We start from the raw sequence: 18,696 nt of genomic DNA on the forward strand, positions 1-18,696 counted from the left end.
GCTCCCGTCAGAGCCGGGCCACCACGCCGGCCAGCAGCGAACCCATCCGGGCCGCCGAGGCAGCCCCGGCCTCCACCACCTCGACGTGGCTGAGCGGGGCGCCGGTGATGCCCGCTGCCAGATTGGTCACCAGCGATACCCCCAGCACCTGCGCCCCGGCTGCGCGGGCCGCGATCGTCTCGTGCACCGTCGACATGCCCACCAAGTCGGCACCCAGGATGTGCAGCATCCGGATTTCGGCCGGCGTTTCGTAGTGCGGCCCCGGCAGGCCCGCATACACGCCCTCCGTCAAGGTCGGGTCGACCTGGCGGGCCAGCTCCCGCAGCTGCGGCGCGTAGGCGTCGACCAGGTCGACGAACTGCGGCCCAACCAGCGGCGAGCGCGCGGTGAGGTTCAGATGGTCACTGATCAGCACCGGCTGGCCGACCTGCATATCGGGGCGCAGCCCGCCGGCGGCATTGGTGAGCACGATCGTGTGGACCCCGGCCGCGCAGGCGGTGCGCACCGGGTGGACCACGTGCAGCAGGTCATGGCCTTCGTAGGCATGGATGCGGCCGGCCAACACCAGCACCCGGTGGCTACCGATGCGCATCGACAGCAGCTGGCCGGTGTGCCCGACGGCGGTGGGCGGGCTGAACCCGGGCAGCTCCGCCATGGGCAGCACCGCGGTTGCCGAGCCCAGCGCCGCGACGGCCGGCGCCCACCCCGACCCCAGCACGATCGCCACGTCGTGCGCGGCGACACCGGTGCGCTCGGCGATGACCTGCGCCGCCCGCTTCGCCAGTGCATCCGGATCGGGCGGACCATCGGTCACAGCGGCCGAGCTTAGACTGCGAGCATGCCCACCACCGCATTGGATGCCGTCGAAGATGCGGTGCGCCGTCGTGGCGGCGATATCGTCGAGCTCTCCCACGCGATCCACGCCGAGCCGGAGCTGGCATTCAACGAGCACAGCAGCTGCGCCAAAACACAGAAACTGGTCGCAGAACGAGGATTTGAGATCACCGCAAGCGCCGGAGGTTTGGACACGGCGTTTCGCGCCGACTTCGGCAGTGGCCAACTTGTCGTCGGAATCTGCGCCGAATACGACGCATTGCCCGGAATCGGGCACGCCTGCGGGCACAACATCATCGCCGCCTCGGCGGTGGGCACCGCGTTGGCGCTGGCTGAGGTCGCCGACGACCTGGGCCTGACGGTCGCGCTGCTGGGCACCCCGGCCGAGGAGTCCGGCGGCGGCAAGGCCCTGATGCTGCAGGCCGGCGTGTTCGACGACGTCGCAGTCGCGGTGATGCTGCATCCGGGGCCGGCGGACATCGCAGCGGCACGGTCGCTGGCATTGGCAGAGGTCAGCGTCCGCTATCGGGGCCGGGAATCCCACGCCGCCGTCGCTCCCTACCTGGGGATCAACGCGGCCGACGCCGTGACCGTCGCCCAGGTTGCCATCGGACTGCTGCGCCAGCAGCTGGCGCCCGGGCAACAGGTGCACGGCATCGTCACCGACGGCGGCCAGGCAGTCAACGTCATCCCCGGCCAGGCCAGCCTGCTATACGCGATGCGGGCGCTCAACTCCGAGTCACTGCAGGAGTTGCGGGGCAGGGTGCTGTCCTGCTTCGCCGCCGGCGCGCTGGCAACCGGCTGCGAGCACGAGATCGACGACATGGCACCGCCCTACGCGGAGCTGAAGCCGGATCCGTGGCTGGCCGAGGCATGCCGGGACGAGATGCGCCGACTCGGACGCGAACCACTGCCGGTCGAAATCGAGGCAAGCCTGCCGTTGGGCAGCACCGATATGGGCAACGTCACCCAGGTGCTCCCCGGCATTCACCCGGTGATCGGCGTCGACGCCGGCGGGGCCACCGTGCACCAGGCCGCGTTCGCCGAGGCGGCCGTCGGGCCCAGCGCCGACCGCGCAGTCGTGGAGGGCGCAATCATGTTGGCCCGCACGGTAGTTCGCCTCGCCGAAACCCCGGCCCAACGCGACCGGGTGCTGGCGGCTCGTGAGCAGCGGGCGGCGTCATGAGTCTCATAGATAGCGCCGAGTCCTGGCTGGCCGCCCACCACGACGAGCTGGTCGAGTGGCGGCGTCACATCCACCGCTACCCCGAGCTGGGCCGCCAGGAGTTCGCCACCACCCAGTTCGTCGCCGAGCGGTTGGCCGACGCCGGGCTCAACCCCAAGGTGCTGCCCGGCGGGACCGGCTTGACCTGCGACTTCGGCCCGGAGCACGAACCCAGGATCGCGTTGCGCGCCGACATGGATGCGCTGCCGATGGCCGAGCGCACCGGAGCCCCGTACTCGTCGACGATGCCCAACGTCGCGCACGCCTGCGGACATGACGCGCACACCGCGATCCTGCTCGGCACCGCGCTGGCGTTGGCGTCGGCGCCCGAATTGCCTGTCGGCGTGCGCCTGATCTTCCAGGCCGCCGAAGAGCTGATGCCGGGCGGGGCGATCGACGCGATCGCGGCCGGAGTGCTGACCGGGGTCACCCGGATTTTCGCGTTGCATTGCGACCCGCGCCTTGCCGTCGGCAAGGTGGCGGTGAAGCAGGGTCCGATCACGTCGGCCGCCGACCGGCTAGAGATCACCCTCTATTCGCCCGGTGGACATACGTCCCGCCCGCACCTGACCGCGGACCTGGTCTACGGGCTCGGCGCGTTGATCACCGGGGTGCCCGGTGTGCTGTCGCGGAGAATCGACCCCCGCAAGGGCACCATCTTGGTGTGGGGTGCGGTCAACGCCGGCGCGGCGGCCAATGCGATTCCGCAGACCGGTGTGCTGGCGGGCACTGTGCGCACCGCCAGCCGGGATACCTGGCAGAGCCTCGAGGGCATCATCCGTGAGACTGTGTCGGCGCTGCTGTCGCCGCTGGGCATCGAGCACACGCTGCAATATCACCGTGGGGTGCCGCCCGTGGTCAACGAGGAGATCTCGACGCGCATCCTCACCCACGCCATCGAAGCCGTCGGCCCGGATGTGCTGGCCGACACCCGCCAGTCCGGCGGCGGCGAAGACTTCTCCTGGTATCTGGAGGAAGTTCCCGGCGCGATGGCGCGCCTCGGCGTCTGGTCGGGCCGCGGCCCGCAGCTCGACCTGCACCAGCCGACGTTCGATCTCGACGAGCGGGCGCTGGCGATCGGGGTGCGGGTCATGGTCAACATCGTCGAGCAGGCCGCCGCCTTCTAGCCGCCGCTCCTCTTAGCTCCTCTTAGCGCGAGCGTGCGTGTCTGTACGCCGACACGCCGCAGAGGCTGGCGATCTGCGCACACTCGCGGCGTACGTGGAGTATCCACAGCGCCGGCTTTGTGCACAGATCGGCCATCGCGGATCCGAGGTGAACGCGGCGGTGGCTCCGGTGAACCGACGATTACCGCCGTGAACCAACAGCTCACCCAGCTTCTCGGGGAGCAAGGCGGAGTAGTCACGTCCGCTCAGGCACTGACATTCCTGACCCGTCGCGGCCTGGAAAGAGAACTGAATCACGGTGGGCTGCAGAAGATTTGGTATGGGATCTATGCCGCCGGCGACGTTGACACCAGTTTACGGCTGCGCGGGCTGGATCTCGCTACCGGCACACCCGTTGCCGCATGCCTGGGCACCGCAGCCGCTATGTACGGGTTCGACACCGAGGAAACTGTTGACTTGCATGTGCTCAATCCACGCCGCCAACAACTGCGGTCGGCCGACGGCTTGGTCGTGCATCGACGACGGGCGCACCGCTGACCATGGTCGCCGGACGGCCGGCTACCACGCCTGCGTGGACGGCGATCGAGGTGGCCCGAAGCCTGCGTCGACCTCGCGCATTGGCAACGCTGGACGCTGCTTTGCGCAGCGGTACATGCGACCCCGACGACTTGCGCAGAGCGGTCGCCGCGCAGTCCGGGCGGCGCGGCATCGTCGCCGTCCGGGGGTTGCTTCCACTGGCTAATCCAAAAGCAGAATCGCCCATGGAAAGCGAAGCCCGGTTGGTCATGATCGACGGCGGTTTGCCCGCGCCGGTGTTGCAGTACGAAATAGTCGACAACGGCCAGCGGGTTTGGCGGGTCGACTTCGCCTGGCCTGAGTACCGGGTAGCCGCTGAATATGACGGCGTCGACTGGCACAGCGGGCCAGAGGCTTTCCTGCGGGACCGTAGGCGCACAGCTGCGCTCCAAGACGCGGATTGGGTGGCGGTGCCGATCGTCGCCGAGGACGTCAGACGTCGGCCATGGGAGTTGGTCCGCCGGATCGAGATCCAGCTCGGGCGCGCCATGGCTGCGTGATCCGCTCACGAGGGCGCGGAGAATGCCGTCCAACCGCGGCGTGTCGCTGTACAGACACGCACGCTCGCGGCAAAGGGTGGGTGCTCGCTACGTGCCGGGGCCGATGTTTCGCGCGGGGCGGGTGCGCAGGTCGTGCACGTAATCGGCGGGCGCACCGGCGATCTCTGCGGCGTCGGCCATCACGCCCAGGTAATGCGCCGACGGCAGCCCGCCCTCCCAGGCGTCGACCACGTACAGCCACGCGAGGGCGGGATCGGTTGTGGTGTCGGAGGATATCCGCTCGACCCGGCAGCGGATCTTCTTGTGGATGCCGAGCTCGGAGCCCTCCCAGCGATCCAGGTTCTTCTCGTCGGCCGGTGTCACGTCGTAGAGCACGACGAACACCTTGGAATCCGGATCCTCGACAACGGTGGCCAGTGCCCCCTCCCAGCCGATGTCCTCGCCGCCGAACGTCAGCCGCCATCCGTGCAGCCAGCCCGTCCCCGCCATCGGCGAGTGCGGTGCACGCTTAGCCATCTGCTCGGGATCCATGTTCGACCCGTAGGCGGCGTAGAGCGGCACGGGGAAAGCTTAAACGGCGCCCGTCCGCGCGGCGCCTATCCGACAAGTTGGTTAGGTTGAACCCGTGGCGACCCGCATTGTGATCCTCGGCGGAGGCCCGGCCGGCTACGAGGCGGCGCTGGTCGCCGCGGCGCGCGACGCCCAGGTCACCGTCGTCGACTCCGACGGCATCGGGGGCGCCGCGGTGCTGGCCGACTGCGTGCCGTCGAAGACGTTCATCGCCTCTACCGGGGTGCGCACCGAACTGCGGCGCGCCCCGCAGCTCGGCTTCGACATCGACATCGAGGACGCCAAGATCTCGCTGACCGAGATCCACCAGCGCGTCAAGTCGCTGGCCGCCGCGCAGTCCGCTGACATCACCCAGCAGCTGCTGAACGTAGGTGTCGAGGTCATCGCGGGACGCGGCGAGCTGGTCGACGCGACCCCCGGCCTGGCCCGTCACTGCATCAAGGTGACCGCTCCCGACGGCACCACAAGCGTGCACGACGCCGACGTCGTGCTGATCGCCACCGGTGCCAGCCCGCGGATCATGCCGTCCGCCCAGCCTGACGGCGAGCGGATCCTGACCTGGCGACAGCTCTACGACCTCGACTCGCTGCCCGACCACCTGATCGTGGTGGGTTCCGGTGTCACCGGCGCCGAATTCGTCAACGCCTACACCGAACTCGGGGTGACGGTGACCGTGGTGGCCAGCCGCGATCGCGTGCTGCCGTACGAGGACGCCGACGCCGCACTGGTACTGGAGGAATCGTTCGCCGAACGCGGCGTCAAACTGGTGAAAAACGCACGTGCCCAATCGGTTACCCGCACCGACGATGGAGTGCTGGTCACCATGACCGACGGCCGCACCGTCGAAGGCAGCCACGCCCTGATGACGATCGGCTCGGTTCCCAACACCAGTGGGCTGGGTTTGGAGCGGGTCGGCATCGAGCTCGGGCGCGGCGACTACCTGACCGTGGACCGGGTCTCACGCACATCGGTGCCCGGTATCTACGCCGCCGGCGACTGCACCGGCCTGCTGCTGTTGGCATCGGTCGCCGCCATGCAGGGCCGGATCGCGATGTACCACGCGCTCGGCGAAGCGGTCAGCCCCATCCGGCTGCGCACCGTGGCGGCGACGGTCTTCACCAGGCCCGAGATCGCCGCCGTCGGGGTGCCGCAGTCGATGATCGACGACGGCTCGGTCCTGGCGCGGACCATCATGCTGCCGTTGCGGACCAACGCCCGGGCCAAGATGTCCGGGCTGCGGCACGGCTTCGTCAAGATCTTCTGCCGGCGGTCTACCGGCGTGGTGATCGGCGGGGTAGTGGTCGCGCCGATCGCATCGGAGTTGATCCTGCCGATCGCGGTAGCGGTGCAAAACCGGATCACGGTCAACGAGTTGGAGCAGACGCTGGCCGTCTACCCGTCGCTGTCCGGTTCGATCACCGAGGCCGCCCGGCGGCTGATGGCGCACGACGATTTGGACTGAGTCCAGGTAGCCTTGGGAGCCAGCGTCCTACTGACGAGTAACCGAGGAGTGCTGTTCCGTGAGCGCACCGGGAAGCGGGCAATTTTGGCCGGCATCCATCCTTGGGCCGGAGCAACGTGCCTCAGCCTGGGAACGGCTGGGCGCCGAGCAATTCGACGTCGTAGTCATCGGCGGCGGCGTGGTCGGCTCGGGGTGCGCGCTGGACGCAGCCACCCGCGGGCTCAAAGTGGCGATGGTCGAGGCACGTGACTTCGCTTCCGGTACGTCCAGCCGCTCGTCGAAGATGTTTCACGGAGGGCTGCGCTACCTCGAGCAGCTGGAATTCGGCCTGGTGCGTGAGGCGCTCTACGAGCGCGAGCTGTCGCTGACCACGCTGGCGCCGCATCTGGTCAAGCCGCTGCCGTTTCTGTATCCGCTGACCAAGCGCTGGTGGGAGCGACCGTACGTGGCTATGGGCATGCTGCTCTACGACCAGCTCGGCGGCGCCAAATCCCTTCCGCCGCAAAAGCATTTGACCAGGGCCGGCGCTCTGCGGCTCTGTCCTGGTCTCAAGCGCAACTCGTTGATCGGCGGTATCCGTTACTACGACACCGTGGTCGACGACGCTCGGCACACCTTGACAGTTGCCCGTACCGCCGCCCACTACGGCGCGGTGGTGCGGTCCTCGACCCAGGTGATCGCCTTGCTGCGCGAGGGCGACCGGGTGACCGGGGTACGCGTGCGTGACTCCGAGGACGGTGCGATCACCGATGTTCGCGGTCACGTCGTCGTCAACGCGACGGGGGTCTGGACCGACGAGATCCAGGCGTTATCCAAACAGCGCGGGCGATTCCAGATACGAGCCTCCAAGGGTGTGCACGTCGTCGTGCCGCGGGATCGAATCGTCAGCGACGTCGCGATCATCCTGCGCACCGAGAAGTCGGTGATGTTCGTCATCCCGTGGGGCAGCCACTGGATCATCGGAACGACCGACACCGACTGGAACCTCGACCTGGCGCACCCGGCGGCCACCCGGGCCGACATCGACTACATCCTCAGCACTGTCAACACCGTGCTGGCCATCCCGTTGACCCACGACGACATCGACGGCGTCTACGCCGGGCTGCGGCCGTTGCTGGCCGGGGAAAGCGACGAGACGTCCAAGCTGTCGCGCGAGCACGCCGTGGCGGTGCCCACTCCGGGTTTGGTGTCCATCGCGGGCGGCAAGTACACCACCTATCGGGTGATGGCGGTCGACGCGATAGACACTGCGGCGCAATACATTCCAGCACGGGTGGCGCCGTCGATCACCGAGAAGGTGCGGCTGCTGGGCGCCGACGGCTATTTCGCCCTGATCAACCAGGCCGAACATGTCGGCGCGCTCAACGGGCTGCACCCCTACCGGGTGCGCCATCTGCTCGACCGCTACGGGTCGCTGATCAGCGAGGTGCTGGCGATGGCCGACGGTCGCCGTGAGCTGCTGAACCCGATCAGCGCCGCGCCGGTCTACCTCAAGGTCGAAGCCGCCTATGCCGCCGCCGTGGAGGGCGCGCTGCATCTGGAAGACATCCTGGCGCGCCGGATGCGGATCTCCATCGAATACCCGCACCGCGGCGTCGATTGCGCGCGCGAGGTGGCTGAAGTGGTCGCGCCGATACTGGGATGGACCCAGGAGGACATCGACCGCGAGGTCGAGACCTACAACGCGCGGGTGGAAGCGGAGATCCTGTCGCAAACCCAGCCCGACGACGCGTCGGCGGACGCCCTGCGCGCGTCCGCTCCCGAGGCGCGCGCGGAAATTCTGGAACCGGTGCCGTTAACGTGAGACCGGCGCCGTTGCCGGTGCGTGACGGGCTCGGACCCGCACGATTGCGGTTGCGTGGCGGCCCTGTGCTGGCCGAGCTGACGGCAAGGTTCGGAGCGGTTGACGGCGCGAGACTCCTTGCCGGACAGGTTGTTACCGCTGACGGTGTCGTGGTCGACGAGACGACGGTGTTGCCGGCGGGTGCCTGTGTGTACCTGTATCGCGACCTGGCCGACGAAGTGCCGGTGCCGTTCGACATCCCGGTGCTGTACCGAGACGACGACATCGTGGTGGTCGACAAACCACATTTTTTGGCCACCATGCCGCGGGGCCGTCACGTCGCGCAGACAGCGCTGGTGCGGTTACGTCGCGAACTCGGCTTGGCGGAGCTGAGCCCGGCGCACCGGCTGGACCGGTTGACCGCCGGGGTGCTGTTGTTCACGACCCGCCGCGAGCTGCGCGGCACATACCAGACCCTGTTTGCGCGCGGTGCGGTGCGCAAGACCTATCTCGCTCGGGCCGCAGTCGATCCTGCCCTGGTTCTGCCTCGCGTGGTGCGCAGCCGAATCATCAAGCGGCGCAGGCAGTTACAGGCCATCGAGGAGCCGGGTGAGCCGAACGCCGAGACGCTGATCGAGCTTGTCTCGCCGACCGGCCTCTACCGGTTGACGCCGCGAACCGGCCGCACCCATCAGCTTCGGGTGCACATGGCGTCGCTGGTGATACCGATCCACGGGGATCCGTTGTATCCGAGGATCATCGACGTAGCACCGGATGATTTCACCACGCCGTTGCAGTTGTTGGCGTACCGCTTGGAATTCGACGACCCGGTCAGCGGATTGCGGCGCCGGTTTGTCAGCCGGCGAGGGCTCGGCCTGTGAGGCCGCCGGAAGACGTCCTGCGGGTGGCCGACGAAGTCGCCGACGCGCTGCGCTCGGGTCGCCCGGTGGTCGCGCTGGAGACCACGCTGGTCTCGCACGGGTTTTCGCAGGGACGTGGACTGCTCGCCGCGCAGCAGGCGGAGCAGCGCGTGCGCGCCGCCGGTGCAGTGCCCTGCACGGTCGGCATCGTGGACGGCTTCGTTCGGGCCGGGCTGAGCGCTGCCGAACTTGATCGCTTCACCCAAGCCGGGGCCGACGCGCAGAAGGCGGGTGCGCGCGACATTGCGGCCTGTGTGACCCGGCGGACGCTCGGCGCAACCACCGTCGGCGCAACCCTGTCCATCTGCCGCCTGCTCGGCATCCGGTTCATGGGCACAGGTGGGATCGGCGGCGTGCACCGCGGGTTCGCCGAAACCCTCGATATCTCAGGTGACCTGCTTCAACTGGCCCGCACCCCAGCGGTGGTGGTGTCGTCCGGCGCCAAGGCCATCCTGGACGTTCCGGCGACGGCAGAACTGCTGGAGACCCTGAACGTGCCGGTCCTGGGCTGGCGAACGGACACGCTCCCCCTCTTCTACTGCAGCCAGGGTGGCCCCTCGGTAGCCGCACGCGTGGATACCGTCGCCGAGACGGCACAGCTGGCGTCGATCCACTGGGAGCTCACCGGGTCCGCCGGGCTGCTGCTGGGCCGCCCACCGGAGCCCGAGCTCGACATCGAGCCTGTGGTCGCCGAGGCGGTCAGCCAGGTCCACCAAGCCGGGATCACCGGTCAGGCGGTGACCCCGGCCGTCCTGGCCTTGGTCGAAGAGTTGACCGACGGGCGCAGCGTCGCAGTCAACCAGCAGCTGATCGCGGACAACGCCGGGCTGGCCGCAGAGATCGCCGCCGCCTACGCGACCTCCCACTGACAGGCGCCCGCTTCGTCTCGTGTCCGACGGTTGGTCTGCTGCCACGCCGGGTAAATCGCAGCATGGCCGTTATTCCGACGCCTGAGCTGTATCGACTAGAGGTAGATGGAGACGGGCCGGAGGACGTTGCCGTACTCGACGATCGGTTGGTCACCGGCGTCGCTGACGGCCGGGTGCTGAGCATCGCCAAAGACGGGACCGACATCAAAGTTCTGGCAGACACCGGCGGTCGCCCGCTCGGCGTCGAGGCGATGCCCGACGGCCGGCTGATCGTCTGCGATGCGCAGCGGGGCCTGCTGCGCGTCGATCCCGCCGCCGATTCGATTGAGTCGCTGGTCACCACGGTCGACGGCGAGCCGATGAAGCTCTGCAACAACGCGGCTGTCGCGGCCGACGGAACGATCTACTTCACCGATTCCTCGCGCCGCTACGGGCTCGAGGCCTTCCAGACCGACGTCATTGAACGCACCGCCACCGGCCGGCTGCTGCGCCGCGACCCGGCGGGTGAAGTTCAGGTTTTGCTCGATCACCTGGAGTTCGCCAACGGCGTCGCGCTCGCTGACGATGAATCCTTCGTCGCGGTCGCCGAAACCGCAACCGGACGCATTCACCGAGTGTGGTTGCACGGACCGCGCTGCGGCGAATCCGAGGTGCTGGTCGACCGATTGCCGGGCCTGCCCGACAACCTGTCGACCGGTACGTTAGGACGAATCTGGGTAGCACTACCCGTCACTGGGATACGGCCGCTGCGCTTGGCCCAGCGGACCCCCCGTCCGGCCCGCAGGCTCATCGGCCGCGCGGCGAGTGCGGTCAACCACGCGCCGGCGGCGACGGCGCGGGTGCTGGCGATCAACCGCGACGGAACCGCGGTCGCGCGGATGGCATGCGGTCGCCGGTGCGGCTACCGCATGGTGACCGGCGTCCGCGAACACGACGGCGCGCTGTACCTGGGCAGTATCGCCCAACAGGCCATCGCCGCTGTCTCTCCGGCGCCGTCGAACCCCACCGAGCAACTCATCCGGCTGCGTCCGCACGATCGGGGGTAGCCGACAGTATGGAAATCACGGTGACGTTTGTCGGCAACGCGACCACGCTGATAGCGGCCGGCGGCGTGACGCTGTTGACCGATCCGAACTTCCTGCACCGCGGCCAGCACGCCTACCTCGGCTACGGGCTGGTGTCCAAGCGCCGCAAGGAACCTGCCCTGAGCGTCGAGGAGTTGCCGCCGCTGGATGCAATTGTCTTGTCGCACATGCACGGCGATCACTGGGACCGGGTGGCGCAGCAGCGTCTCGACCACGGGTTGACGATCCTGACCACGCCGCACGCCGCTAACCGGCTGCATCGACGCGGGTTCGGCGAAGCGCTCGGGATGTCGACCTGGCAATCGCACGCCATCACCAAAGGCGACACCAGTGTCGCGATGACGTCATTACCCGGCCGGCACGCGCCGGTGTGGGGACATCGACTGCTGCCACCGGTGATGGGCACTATGGTCGAGTTCGGGCCGGTTGACGGTTCCTCGCGGCGGCGGCTCTACATCTCCGGGGACACCTTGCTTATCGAGGAGCTCGACGACATTCCCGTGCGTTTCGACAGTATCGACCTCGGTCGGCTGCACCTGGGCGGGACGTAAGCGATTTCATCCGTGAAATGCAGCGGCGCGGCATGGCCGATCGGATCATCGAGCTGGAACGCGGCGGCTCAGTCACGTTGTAACGCTGGGCACTCAAGGGGACAGTGATGCAACGGCCACCATCCGCGGGATGACCGCGCAGCGCGCCGCACAGTTCGCGGGATGCATGCCACGCGGGCGCCGTCACCGTTTAGCCGGAATATCTCGGACAGAACGCAGCGATGCTGACGCCGACGAAGAACCCGGCGTGGTAGTCGTCCAGGTTGCTGTTCTTCATTACGTCGGAGGCGACGTCGGACGGCTGCCTACCGAGGTCGAGTTCATCGCAGACCTCGTGACCGGCGATGATCGCGGATTGCGCGGAGGCGAATTGATGCCCTTGGCCTTCAGCGGTTGCAAGAAGTTGGTGTCCACGGCGTCGGCATGCGCGCTCGGAATCGCCACTGCTCCCACAACGCCGAGCATCGCGGCCGCCAAGACAAGGCCGCGGACCTGGTTCGTCGTCATCGCTGAAGTTCTCCACAACGCTGAAGCGCGAGCGGTGGCTGGTGGCAAGCCAAGCCGGTGTCATTGCGATCATTGCATGCCGCGGCGCACCGGCTAGCCCGCAGGCGTGATCGTTAACGCGGCAGACACGCCTTGAGCGTTCAACGTTGGCAGGCCGGGCACCAGTACGTCACCCGCGCATTGGAGTTGTCATAGTTGACGGGCGTGCCGCACCGACGGCAACTCTGCCCGGCGCGCCCGTAGACCCACAGTTGCCGACCGTTCCGGGTGTCGCCGGTGGTGCACCGGCTCCAGCGGTAGCGGTTGGCCCACAGCATGTCTCGGGCTCGCGATACCAGGCGGTGAGGGTCGCTGATCTCGCGTACCGGAGTGGTGGGCAGATGCCCGCTGACGAAACACAGCTCGTTGCAGTAGACGTTGCCGATCCCGGCCAGCACCCGCTGGTCGAGTAGCGCATCGGCCAGCGGCCGGTCCGGCTCGGCGAGCAGGTTAGCGGCCGCGATTTGCGGATCCCAGTCGTCACCGAGCAGGTCGGGTCCCAAGTGGGCCACCACGTCGCCGTCGTGGGCGCGGTCGAGCACCTCCAGTACACCGAGGTCGATACCCATGGCCTGGATGTCGCCTGCTGCCAAGATGATTCGGACGCGGTGATCGGTTCGCGCGCGGCCGGTGGTTACCCGCCAGCTGCCATCCATCTTCAGATGTGAGTGGATGCTGGCCGGTCCTACGCGGATGAACAGGTGCTTGCCACGGCTGAGCACCTCGTCGACCACCTGCCCAGACAGGTCGACGGTGGCGTATCGCGGCACCCGGATGTCGCAGCGTGTCAGACTGCGACCGGCGAGCGCCTGCCGCAGTATCTCCGCGGTGTGAAAAACCGTGTCGCCCTCAGGCATTCGCTAGCGCAGCCTCAATCCGCGCGGTGTGCTCGCGAAGCCGGCCGCGGTAAGCGCGGCGTGGATCGGCGAATCCCGCAGCTGTAGCACCGGTACACCGTTCACCCGCTCGACCAGGACGGAATCGACGCGGCGCGCACCCACCAGATCGGCCAGCGCGCCGGCAGCCGCATGGTGGGCCTCGGAATCGTCGGTGAAACTCAACAGCGAGCGCCCGCCGCGCTCGAGAAACCACGCCAACTCGCCGTCCACCAGCGCGACCAGCGCCCCGGCCTTGCGACCTGGACGTGCGGCGCCCTCGTCTTCAGAGGCCCGGGTCGGCCAGGGCAGTGCCGCGCCGTAGGGGTTGGCGGGGTCGGCCGAGGCCAGGACCACCGCCTGGTAATGCGGCCGCTCGGGGTCCACGCTGTCGAGGTAGCCGCGCAGCCTGTCGACTGTCGATGCGACCGCAAACTGCGCGCCGCCCAACGACTCTACGAAGTAGCCGCGCTGACAGCGCCCGGCGTCCTCGAATGCGGTCAGCACCTTGTACAGCGTCGCGAATCCGCCCGGCACGCCTTCGGCGGCAGCTGCGCCCTTGGTGAGCACGCCGTAGCGGTTCAGCAATAGTTCGGCCTGGTGGTGGACACGCAGCGTGGAGTCAGGCTCGGGAGGCGGCAGCGCCGACCACCGGCCGGCCACGGTGGGATCGGTGGCGCGGGTCTGGGCGTGCGCGACGCTGTAGCGGCTCAGCCGTGGGGCCCGCCGGTGCCGGTGCGCCGGTGTGGCGCGCCTGCGGGTGCCCGGGCCGCCGGAGAGCATCGCGCGCACCGGCGCGAACGTGTCGCCGGTGACCCAGCCGGCCCAAATCAGTTCCCACAACGCGGCTTTCAGCTCAGCGGCGCCGTCACCGAGCTGGCGGAAGAAGAACGCGCCGCCGCCCGCCAGCGTGTCCAGGATCGCGCGATGGGCGTCGGTGAACTCGATCTCGGCACCGACGGTCAGCGTCAATGGCGCGGTGTCGCTGGCGTGGAACGCGATCCAGCCGTCGTTGCCGGAAATCGTTCCGGCACCGGACCACATCACCTCGCCGGAGGCCAGCAGCTCGTCGAGCATGGCGGGGGAGTAGTCGCGCACCCGCGGCGCCAATACCAGCGGTTCGATCGCCGACGCAGGCATGCGTACACCGGCGAGCTGATCGAGCACGGCCGCCAACCCGTCGATGCCGGAAGTCGTTTCGGCGCCGACGTGTTGCCACGCCGGCAGGAAGCGGGCGTAGGCGGCGGTGCTGACCGGCTCGACCTGCGCCCGTAGCGCCGCCAGCGATCGGCGCCGCAGAATCCGCAGCACCTCGGTGTCGCACCACTGGTCGCCGGCGGCGTCGGCGACGAAGTCGCCGCGCACCAAACGCCCGTCGGTGGCCAGCCGGCCCAGGACGTCGGCGGTCACCCGGAGTCCCAGGCCGAATCGGGCGGCCGCGTCGGCGGTGGTGAACGGGGTATGGGTGCGCGCGTAGCGGCCGAGCAGCTCGCCGAGCGGGTCGGCGACCACCTCGGTGAAGCTGTTGGGCACGCCGACCGGCACGGCGACACCCACGCCGTCGCGCAGCCGGCCGATGTCCTCGACCGCGACCCACCAGGTCGCGCCGGCGAACGATACCGTCAGCGCGCGTCTGGCGGCCCGCAAGCCTTCCAGCCAGCCGCCGACATCGGCCCCGCCCGCGCGGGCGGCAATCTCGTCTTCGGCCAGCGGACCCAGCAGCCGCAGCAGGTCGGCCACCGCCTCGGCGTCGCGGGCCATCCGGTCAGCGGACAGGTGCTGCAGCTGCCGGCCGGTTGCGGCGATGACGTCGGGGTCAAGCAGCTCGCGTAGCTCGACGCGGCCGAGCAGCTCGGCCAGCAGGGTGGTGTCCAGTGACAGCGCGGCGGCGCGGCGCTCGGCCAGCGGACTGTCGCCTTCGTAGATGAACGCGCCGACGTAACCGAACAGCAGCGAAGCCGCGAACGGCGACGGCGTGACGGTCTCGGCTTCGCTCACCCGTACGCGCCGCGAAGCGATGTCAGCCATCAGGTGGGTCAGCGCCGGCACGTCATAGACGTCTTGCAGGCACTCGCGGATCGTTTCCAGCACGATCGGAAAGTCGGGGTATTTGCGGGCGACGTCGAGGAGCTGGGCGGCGCGCTGGCGCTGATGCCACAGCGGCGAGCGGCGGCCGGGGTGTCGCCGCGGCAGCAGCAGGGCCCGGGCGGCGCATTCCCGGAAGCGCGCCGCGAACAGCGCCGAACCGCCCACCTCGTCGGTGACGATCGGGTCGATCTCGTCGGGGTCGAACACGAAAAGCTCTGCGCCCGGTGGCTTGTCGCCCGAGTCAGTGTCGGGCAGGCGCACCACGATGCCGTCGTCGGAGGCGGTCGGCTTCTCGTCGATGCCGTAGCGTGTCCGCAGCCGCCGGCCCACCGCCAGCGCGAGCGGGCCGTGCACCCGCAGCCCGTAGGGCGAATGCAGGATCACCCGCCAGTCGCCGAGCTCGTCGCGGAACCGTTCCACCAACAGCGTGGTGTCGGTGGGCACCGTGGCGGTGGCGCTGCGCTGGTCGTCCAGCAGCCGCCACAGGTTGTCGGTGGCGAAAGCATCGAAACCCACTTCAGCGCAGCGCGTTTCGAATGCCTTGCGGTCCAAACTGGCCAGCTCGCCGGTGAAGGCGCCGATCGCGCGGCCCAGCTCGGCCGGACGCCCGACGTCGTCGCCCCGCCAGAACGGTAGCCGGGCGGGCTGGCCCGGCGCGGGGATCACCAGCACCCGGTCGTGGGTGATCTCGGTGATCCGCCAGCTGGTCGCGCCCAGCGAGATGACATCGCCCGGGCGGGATTCGTAGACCATTTCCTCGTCGAGTTCGCCGACCCGCGAAGGCTTTTCGGTAGCGAGCCAGACGGTGAACAGCCCGCGGTCGGGGATCGCTCCGCCGGAGGTGACCGCAAGTCGTTGCGCACCGGGTCGCGCGGTCAGGGTGCCGGTGTCGCGGTCGTAGACCAATCGTGGTCGCAGCTCGGCGAATTCGGTCGACGGATACTTGCCGGAGAGCAAATCCAGTGTCGCCTCGAACGCGCTGCGCGGCAGCGTGGCGAACGATGCGCTGCGCCGCACGGTGTCGAACCAGCGGTCGGCGTCAAGTGGCTCCAGCGCGGCCGCCGCCACGGTGTGCTGCGCGAGGATGTCGAGCGGGTTGGTTGGCACCTGCATGGTTTCGATCTGCCCGGCCAGCATGCGCTGGGCCGCAACCGCGCAGCCGATCAGATCGGTGCGGTGTTTGGGAAACAGGACGCCCTGCGAGATTTCGCCGACCTGATGGCCGGCCCGGCCGATGCGCTGCAGGCCGCTGGCCACCGACGGCGGCGCTTCCACCTGGATCACCAGATCGACCGCGCCCATATCGATGCCCAACTCGAGGCTCGATGTCGCCACGACGGCTTTGAGCCGGCCGGTTTTGAGGTCGTCTTCGACGGCAGCACGTTGTTCTTTGCTGACCGAACCGTGGTGGGCGCGCGCCAGAACGGTTGGCGCACCGTACGTTTGGCCACTGCCCAACAACTGGGCCGGTGCACCCCCGGCCACCTGCCGGTTGGCGCTCTCGGGCAGCTCCAGGCCGTAGCGTTCGGCGTGAATCTCGTTGAGCCGGGCGGTAAGCCGCTCGGCGAGCCGCCGGGAGTTGGCGAACACGATCGTCGAGTTGTGCGCCTCGATCAGCTCGACCAGGCGAGCCTCGACGTCGGGCCAGATGGTGTTGTTCGCCAGGTTGGTCATGTCAGGGACCGGCACCTCCACCGTCAGATCGATGGTCTTGGGTGACGGGGGTGCGACGACGGTGGTGGGCGATTGCCCGGACAAGAACCGGGCCACCTCCTCGGGCGGACGCACCGTCGCCGACAACCCGATTCGCTGCGCCGGCCGCGGCAGCAACTGGTCAAGCCGCTCCAGCGACAACGCCAGGTGTGCGCCGCGCTTGGTGCCCGCGATGGCGTGCACCTCGTCGACGATGACGGTGCGTACCGCGCTGAGCGTCTGCCGTGCCGCCGAGGTGAGCATCAAAAACAGCGACTCGGGCGTTGTGATCAACACGTCCGGCGGCTGTGCGATGAGCTGGCGGCGCCGCGCGGGCGGGGTGTCACCGGATCGCACGCCCACGCTGATCTCAGGAACGGGGATGCCTCGCCGCTGGGCGACCCGGGTTATCCCGCTCAAGGGAGCGCGCAGGTTGCGCTCGACGTCGACGGCCAGCGCCTTCAGCGGTGACACGTAGAGCACCTGGGTGCCTGGCACGCGTTCATGCCCGGCCGCGCTGGCCAGGCTGCCTAAGCTATCCAGGGCCCACAGGAAAGCCGCCAGCGTCTTACCGGATCCGGTTGGCGCGATGACGAGCGTGTTGTGGCCGTCGGCGATCGCCGACCACGCGCCGTCCTGCGCCGGTGTCGGCGCGGAAAAGGTGCCGGCGAACCACTCCCGCGTCGGGAGAGAAAAGCGGGCCAGCGGGTCCGTCGGCGGCGAAGCGCTCACCTAGCCATCGTGCCAATCACCACCGACAAGTGCCGCGACGTCGGCCGACCCGTGTGCTAAACAATGGTTTAGTATATTGAACGACCGTTCAGTCAGGGTCGGGAAGGGGTTTGCGTGCGCACCACGATTACGACCGTGCTCGTCGCCGTGCTCGGCGTTCACGCTCTTGTGAAGTTCGCCTTCTTTGCGCTGCCGTACCGCAGGCGCAGAGCCGCCCTGGACAAGAGCTACCACGGCAGGCGTTCAGCCACCACGACGTCTGACACCGTGATGCTGCTGTTCACGATCGTGTTGGCGACGCTGTTGGTGTGGCGGGGAATCGAAGCCGTGAGCTTCCTGGGCGGCATCTGGATCGGCGCCACCCTGATTCAGCTGTACTTTCACGAGTTTCATGCGCCGGTTCCCGCGGATCGGGCGGCGCCTGAGCCCCTGTCACCGATCAAGACCATGTCGTACGCGATCCAGGACAACCCGTGGCGACCGTGGCGCGAACTTTTGACGCTCAGCGTGCTGATCTGCCTGAGCCTGGCCTTCATAGCCGGAGCCGGGTGAGCCGGTCAGCGTTTGTCCGGCGCCACCGCGTCGGCCAACTCGGCCGGAATGCCCGGCACCCGCCCAATCGCGTCCAGCAGCGCATGCGCACAAGCGTCGCCGAGATACTCATCGTCGATCGAGGGATCCATGATCCGCTGCCGACACATCTCGAAGGTGAACGAGAGCCAGCCGTAGACCGTGGCCCGCAGGTCACGCTCCACCTGTGAGTGCAGACCGTCTCCAAGCCCTCCGGGCACCAACGCGTTGGCAGCGGTCATAACGCGTTCCATCTGACGTTTCTTGGTGGCGTCGTCAATCTCGACCAGGACTGGGTCGTACCGGCCCGCGCGGACATACACGGCCCAGGCTGCGCGCGGGTGCCGCTGGTAGTAGTCCACGTACGCGAGCACACCGGCACGGACTCGTTGGAAGAGGGTGTCACCCGCATTCGGCGCGATCTCCGTCGCCTCGAACAGCCGCTCCGCCTCGTACTTGACGACGGCGGCGAAGAACGCCCGCTTGTCGGGGAAGTAGTGGTACATCAACGCCCGCGATATGCCGGCCCGTTCGGCTACCTCATCGATGCGGACCTCGTCGTAGGGGTGTTGGCCGAACACTTCGGCGCCCAGCGCCAGCAACTCCGCGCGCCGGTCCTTGGGGGACAGTCGCCGCCTTGTCGCTTCCATACTTCGATGTTACGAACAAGCGATTCGACAGACGTCTAATT

Annotated in this window: 15 protein-coding genes and 2 pseudogenes; 10 read left to right on the top strand and 7 right to left on the bottom strand. The window is 68.4% G+C overall.

What is annotated here, in order from left to right:
* Nucleotides 1–7: 7 nt before the first annotated feature.
* Nucleotides 8–814 carry a purine-nucleoside phosphorylase gene (locus G6N15_RS13645; RefSeq protein WP_083087088.1) on the bottom strand — a complete coding sequence of 269 codons (807 nt, stop codon included), beginning with the start codon at nucleotides 812–814 and terminating at the stop codon, nucleotides 8–10.
* A 24-nt stretch (nucleotides 815–838) separates the two neighbouring features.
* On the opposite strand from G6N15_RS13645, the gene G6N15_RS13650 reads away from it, so the two are divergent.
* From G6N15_RS13650 to G6N15_RS13660, 3 genes and pseudogenes are all read left to right on the top strand, one after another.
* Nucleotides 839–2,020, top strand: coding sequence for a M20 family metallopeptidase (locus tag G6N15_RS13650; protein WP_083087089.1), 1,182 nt, complete (start codon nucleotides 839–841; stop codon nucleotides 2,018–2,020).
* Nucleotides 2,017–3,186, top strand: coding sequence for a M20 family metallopeptidase (locus tag G6N15_RS13655; protein ID WP_083087090.1), 1,170 nt, complete (start codon nucleotides 2,017–2,019; stop codon nucleotides 3,184–3,186). The genes G6N15_RS13650 and G6N15_RS13655 overlap by 4 nt, the downstream gene beginning before the upstream one ends.
* Nucleotides 3,187–3,375: 189 nt before the next feature.
* Nucleotides 3,376–4,262, top strand: a pseudogene (locus G6N15_RS13660) (hypothetical protein).
* Between the two features lie 87 nt (nucleotides 4,263–4,349).
* On the opposite strand, the gene G6N15_RS13665 reads toward G6N15_RS13660, so the two are convergent.
* Nucleotides 4,350–4,823 carry a gamma-glutamylcyclotransferase gene (locus tag G6N15_RS13665; RefSeq protein WP_083087091.1) on the bottom strand — a complete coding sequence of 158 codons (474 nt, stop codon included), beginning with the start codon at nucleotides 4,821–4,823 and terminating at the stop codon, nucleotides 4,350–4,352.
* Between the two features lie 64 nt (nucleotides 4,824–4,887).
* Between G6N15_RS13665 and G6N15_RS13670 the strand changes: the two genes are divergently transcribed.
* The 6 genes and pseudogenes from G6N15_RS13670 to G6N15_RS13695 all read left to right on the top strand — a co-directional run bounded on the left by G6N15_RS13670 (nucleotide 4,888) and on the right by G6N15_RS13695 (nucleotide 11,585).
* Nucleotides 4,888–6,294, top strand: coding sequence for an NAD(P)H-quinone dehydrogenase (locus G6N15_RS13670; protein WP_083087092.1), 1,407 nt, complete (start codon nucleotides 4,888–4,890; stop codon nucleotides 6,292–6,294).
* A 58-nt stretch (nucleotides 6,295–6,352) separates the two neighbouring features.
* The gene (locus G6N15_RS13675; RefSeq protein ID WP_083087093.1) at nucleotides 6,353–8,098 is read left to right on the top strand and encodes a glycerol-3-phosphate dehydrogenase/oxidase; all 1,746 of its coding nucleotides are present in this window, start codon (nucleotides 6,353–6,355) and stop codon (nucleotides 8,096–8,098) included.
* The gene (locus tag G6N15_RS13680; protein WP_083087094.1) at nucleotides 8,095–8,958 is read left to right on the top strand and encodes a pseudouridine synthase; all 864 of its coding nucleotides are present in this window, start codon (nucleotides 8,095–8,097) and stop codon (nucleotides 8,956–8,958) included. The genes G6N15_RS13675 and G6N15_RS13680 overlap by 4 nt, the downstream gene beginning before the upstream one ends.
* Nucleotides 8,955–9,866 carry a pseudouridine-5'-phosphate glycosidase gene (locus G6N15_RS13685; RefSeq protein ID WP_163748067.1) on the top strand — a complete coding sequence of 304 codons (912 nt, stop codon included), beginning with the start codon at nucleotides 8,955–8,957 and terminating at the stop codon, nucleotides 9,864–9,866. The genes G6N15_RS13680 and G6N15_RS13685 overlap by 4 nt, the downstream gene beginning before the upstream one ends.
* A 62-nt stretch (nucleotides 9,867–9,928) precedes the next feature.
* Nucleotides 9,929–10,912, top strand: coding sequence for an SMP-30/gluconolactonase/LRE family protein (locus G6N15_RS13690; RefSeq protein WP_083087096.1), 984 nt, complete (start codon nucleotides 9,929–9,931; stop codon nucleotides 10,910–10,912).
* An 8-nt stretch (nucleotides 10,913–10,920) separates the two neighbouring features.
* Nucleotides 10,921–11,585 (top strand): annotated as a pseudogene (locus tag G6N15_RS13695) (MBL fold metallo-hydrolase).
* 107 nt (nucleotides 11,586–11,692) lie between these two features.
* On the opposite strand, the gene G6N15_RS23275 reads toward G6N15_RS13695, so the two are convergent.
* From G6N15_RS23275 to G6N15_RS13710, 4 genes are all read right to left on the bottom strand, one after another.
* The gene (locus tag G6N15_RS23275) at nucleotides 11,693–11,851 is read right to left on the bottom strand and encodes a DUF732 domain-containing protein (RefSeq protein WP_232070466.1); all 159 of its coding nucleotides are present in this window, start codon (nucleotides 11,849–11,851) and stop codon (nucleotides 11,693–11,695) included.
* Nucleotides 11,779–12,009, bottom strand: coding sequence for a hypothetical protein (locus G6N15_RS13700; protein WP_232070523.1), 231 nt, complete (start codon nucleotides 12,007–12,009; stop codon nucleotides 11,779–11,781). The genes G6N15_RS23275 and G6N15_RS13700 overlap by 73 nt, the downstream gene beginning before the upstream one ends.
* Nucleotides 12,010–12,149: 140 nt before the next feature.
* A complete protein-coding gene (nei2, locus tag G6N15_RS13705) occupies nucleotides 12,150–12,905 on the bottom strand; it encodes an endonuclease VIII Nei2 (RefSeq protein WP_083087097.1) in 756 nt (251 codons plus the stop codon).
* 3 nt (nucleotides 12,906–12,908) lie between these two features.
* Nucleotides 12,909–17,435, bottom strand: coding sequence for an ATP-dependent helicase (locus G6N15_RS13710; RefSeq protein ID WP_083087098.1), 4,527 nt, complete (start codon nucleotides 17,433–17,435; stop codon nucleotides 12,909–12,911).
* 114 nt (nucleotides 17,436–17,549) lie between these two features.
* Between G6N15_RS13710 and G6N15_RS13715 the strand changes: the two genes are divergently transcribed.
* A complete protein-coding gene (locus G6N15_RS13715) occupies nucleotides 17,550–17,987 on the top strand; it encodes a hypothetical protein (protein WP_083087099.1) in 438 nt (145 codons plus the stop codon).
* Between the two features lie 5 nt (nucleotides 17,988–17,992).
* Here G6N15_RS13715 and G6N15_RS13720 read toward each other — a convergent pair whose 3' ends face one another.
* On the bottom strand, nucleotides 17,993–18,655 hold the full coding sequence (locus G6N15_RS13720; protein ID WP_083087100.1) for a TetR/AcrR family transcriptional regulator: 663 nt from the start codon (nucleotides 18,653–18,655) through the stop codon (nucleotides 17,993–17,995).
* Between the last annotated feature and the right edge of the window lie 41 nt (nucleotides 18,656–18,696).

It is taken from the genome of Mycobacterium noviomagense, assembly GCF_010731635.1.
In the GTDB taxonomy this organism is placed as follows: domain Bacteria; phylum Actinomycetota; class Actinomycetes; order Mycobacteriales; family Mycobacteriaceae; genus Mycobacterium; species Mycobacterium noviomagense.

What these genes read in the sequence shown, in the direction of transcription:
- G6N15_RS13655 (WP_083087090.1), top strand. Translation starts at nt 2,017, where the DNA reads ATGAGTCTCATAGATAGCGCCGAGTCCTGGCTGGCCGCCCACCACGAC.
- G6N15_RS13690 (WP_083087096.1), top strand. Translation starts at nt 9,929, where the DNA reads ATGGCCGTTATTCCGACGCCTGAGCTGTATCGACTAGAGGTAGATGGA.
- G6N15_RS13720 (WP_083087100.1), bottom strand. Translation starts at nt 18,655, where the DNA reads ATGGAAGCGACAAGGCGGCGACTGTCCCCCAAGGACCGGCGCGCGGAG.
- nei2 (WP_083087097.1), bottom strand. Translation starts at nt 12,905, where the DNA reads ATGCCTGAGGGCGACACGGTTTTTCACACCGCGGAGATACTGCGGCAG.
- G6N15_RS13700 (WP_232070523.1), bottom strand. Translation starts at nt 12,009, where the DNA reads ATGACGACGAACCAGGTCCGCGGCCTTGTCTTGGCGGCCGCGATGCTC.
- G6N15_RS13650 (WP_083087089.1), top strand. Translation starts at nt 839, where the DNA reads ATGCCCACCACCGCATTGGATGCCGTCGAAGATGCGGTGCGCCGTCGT.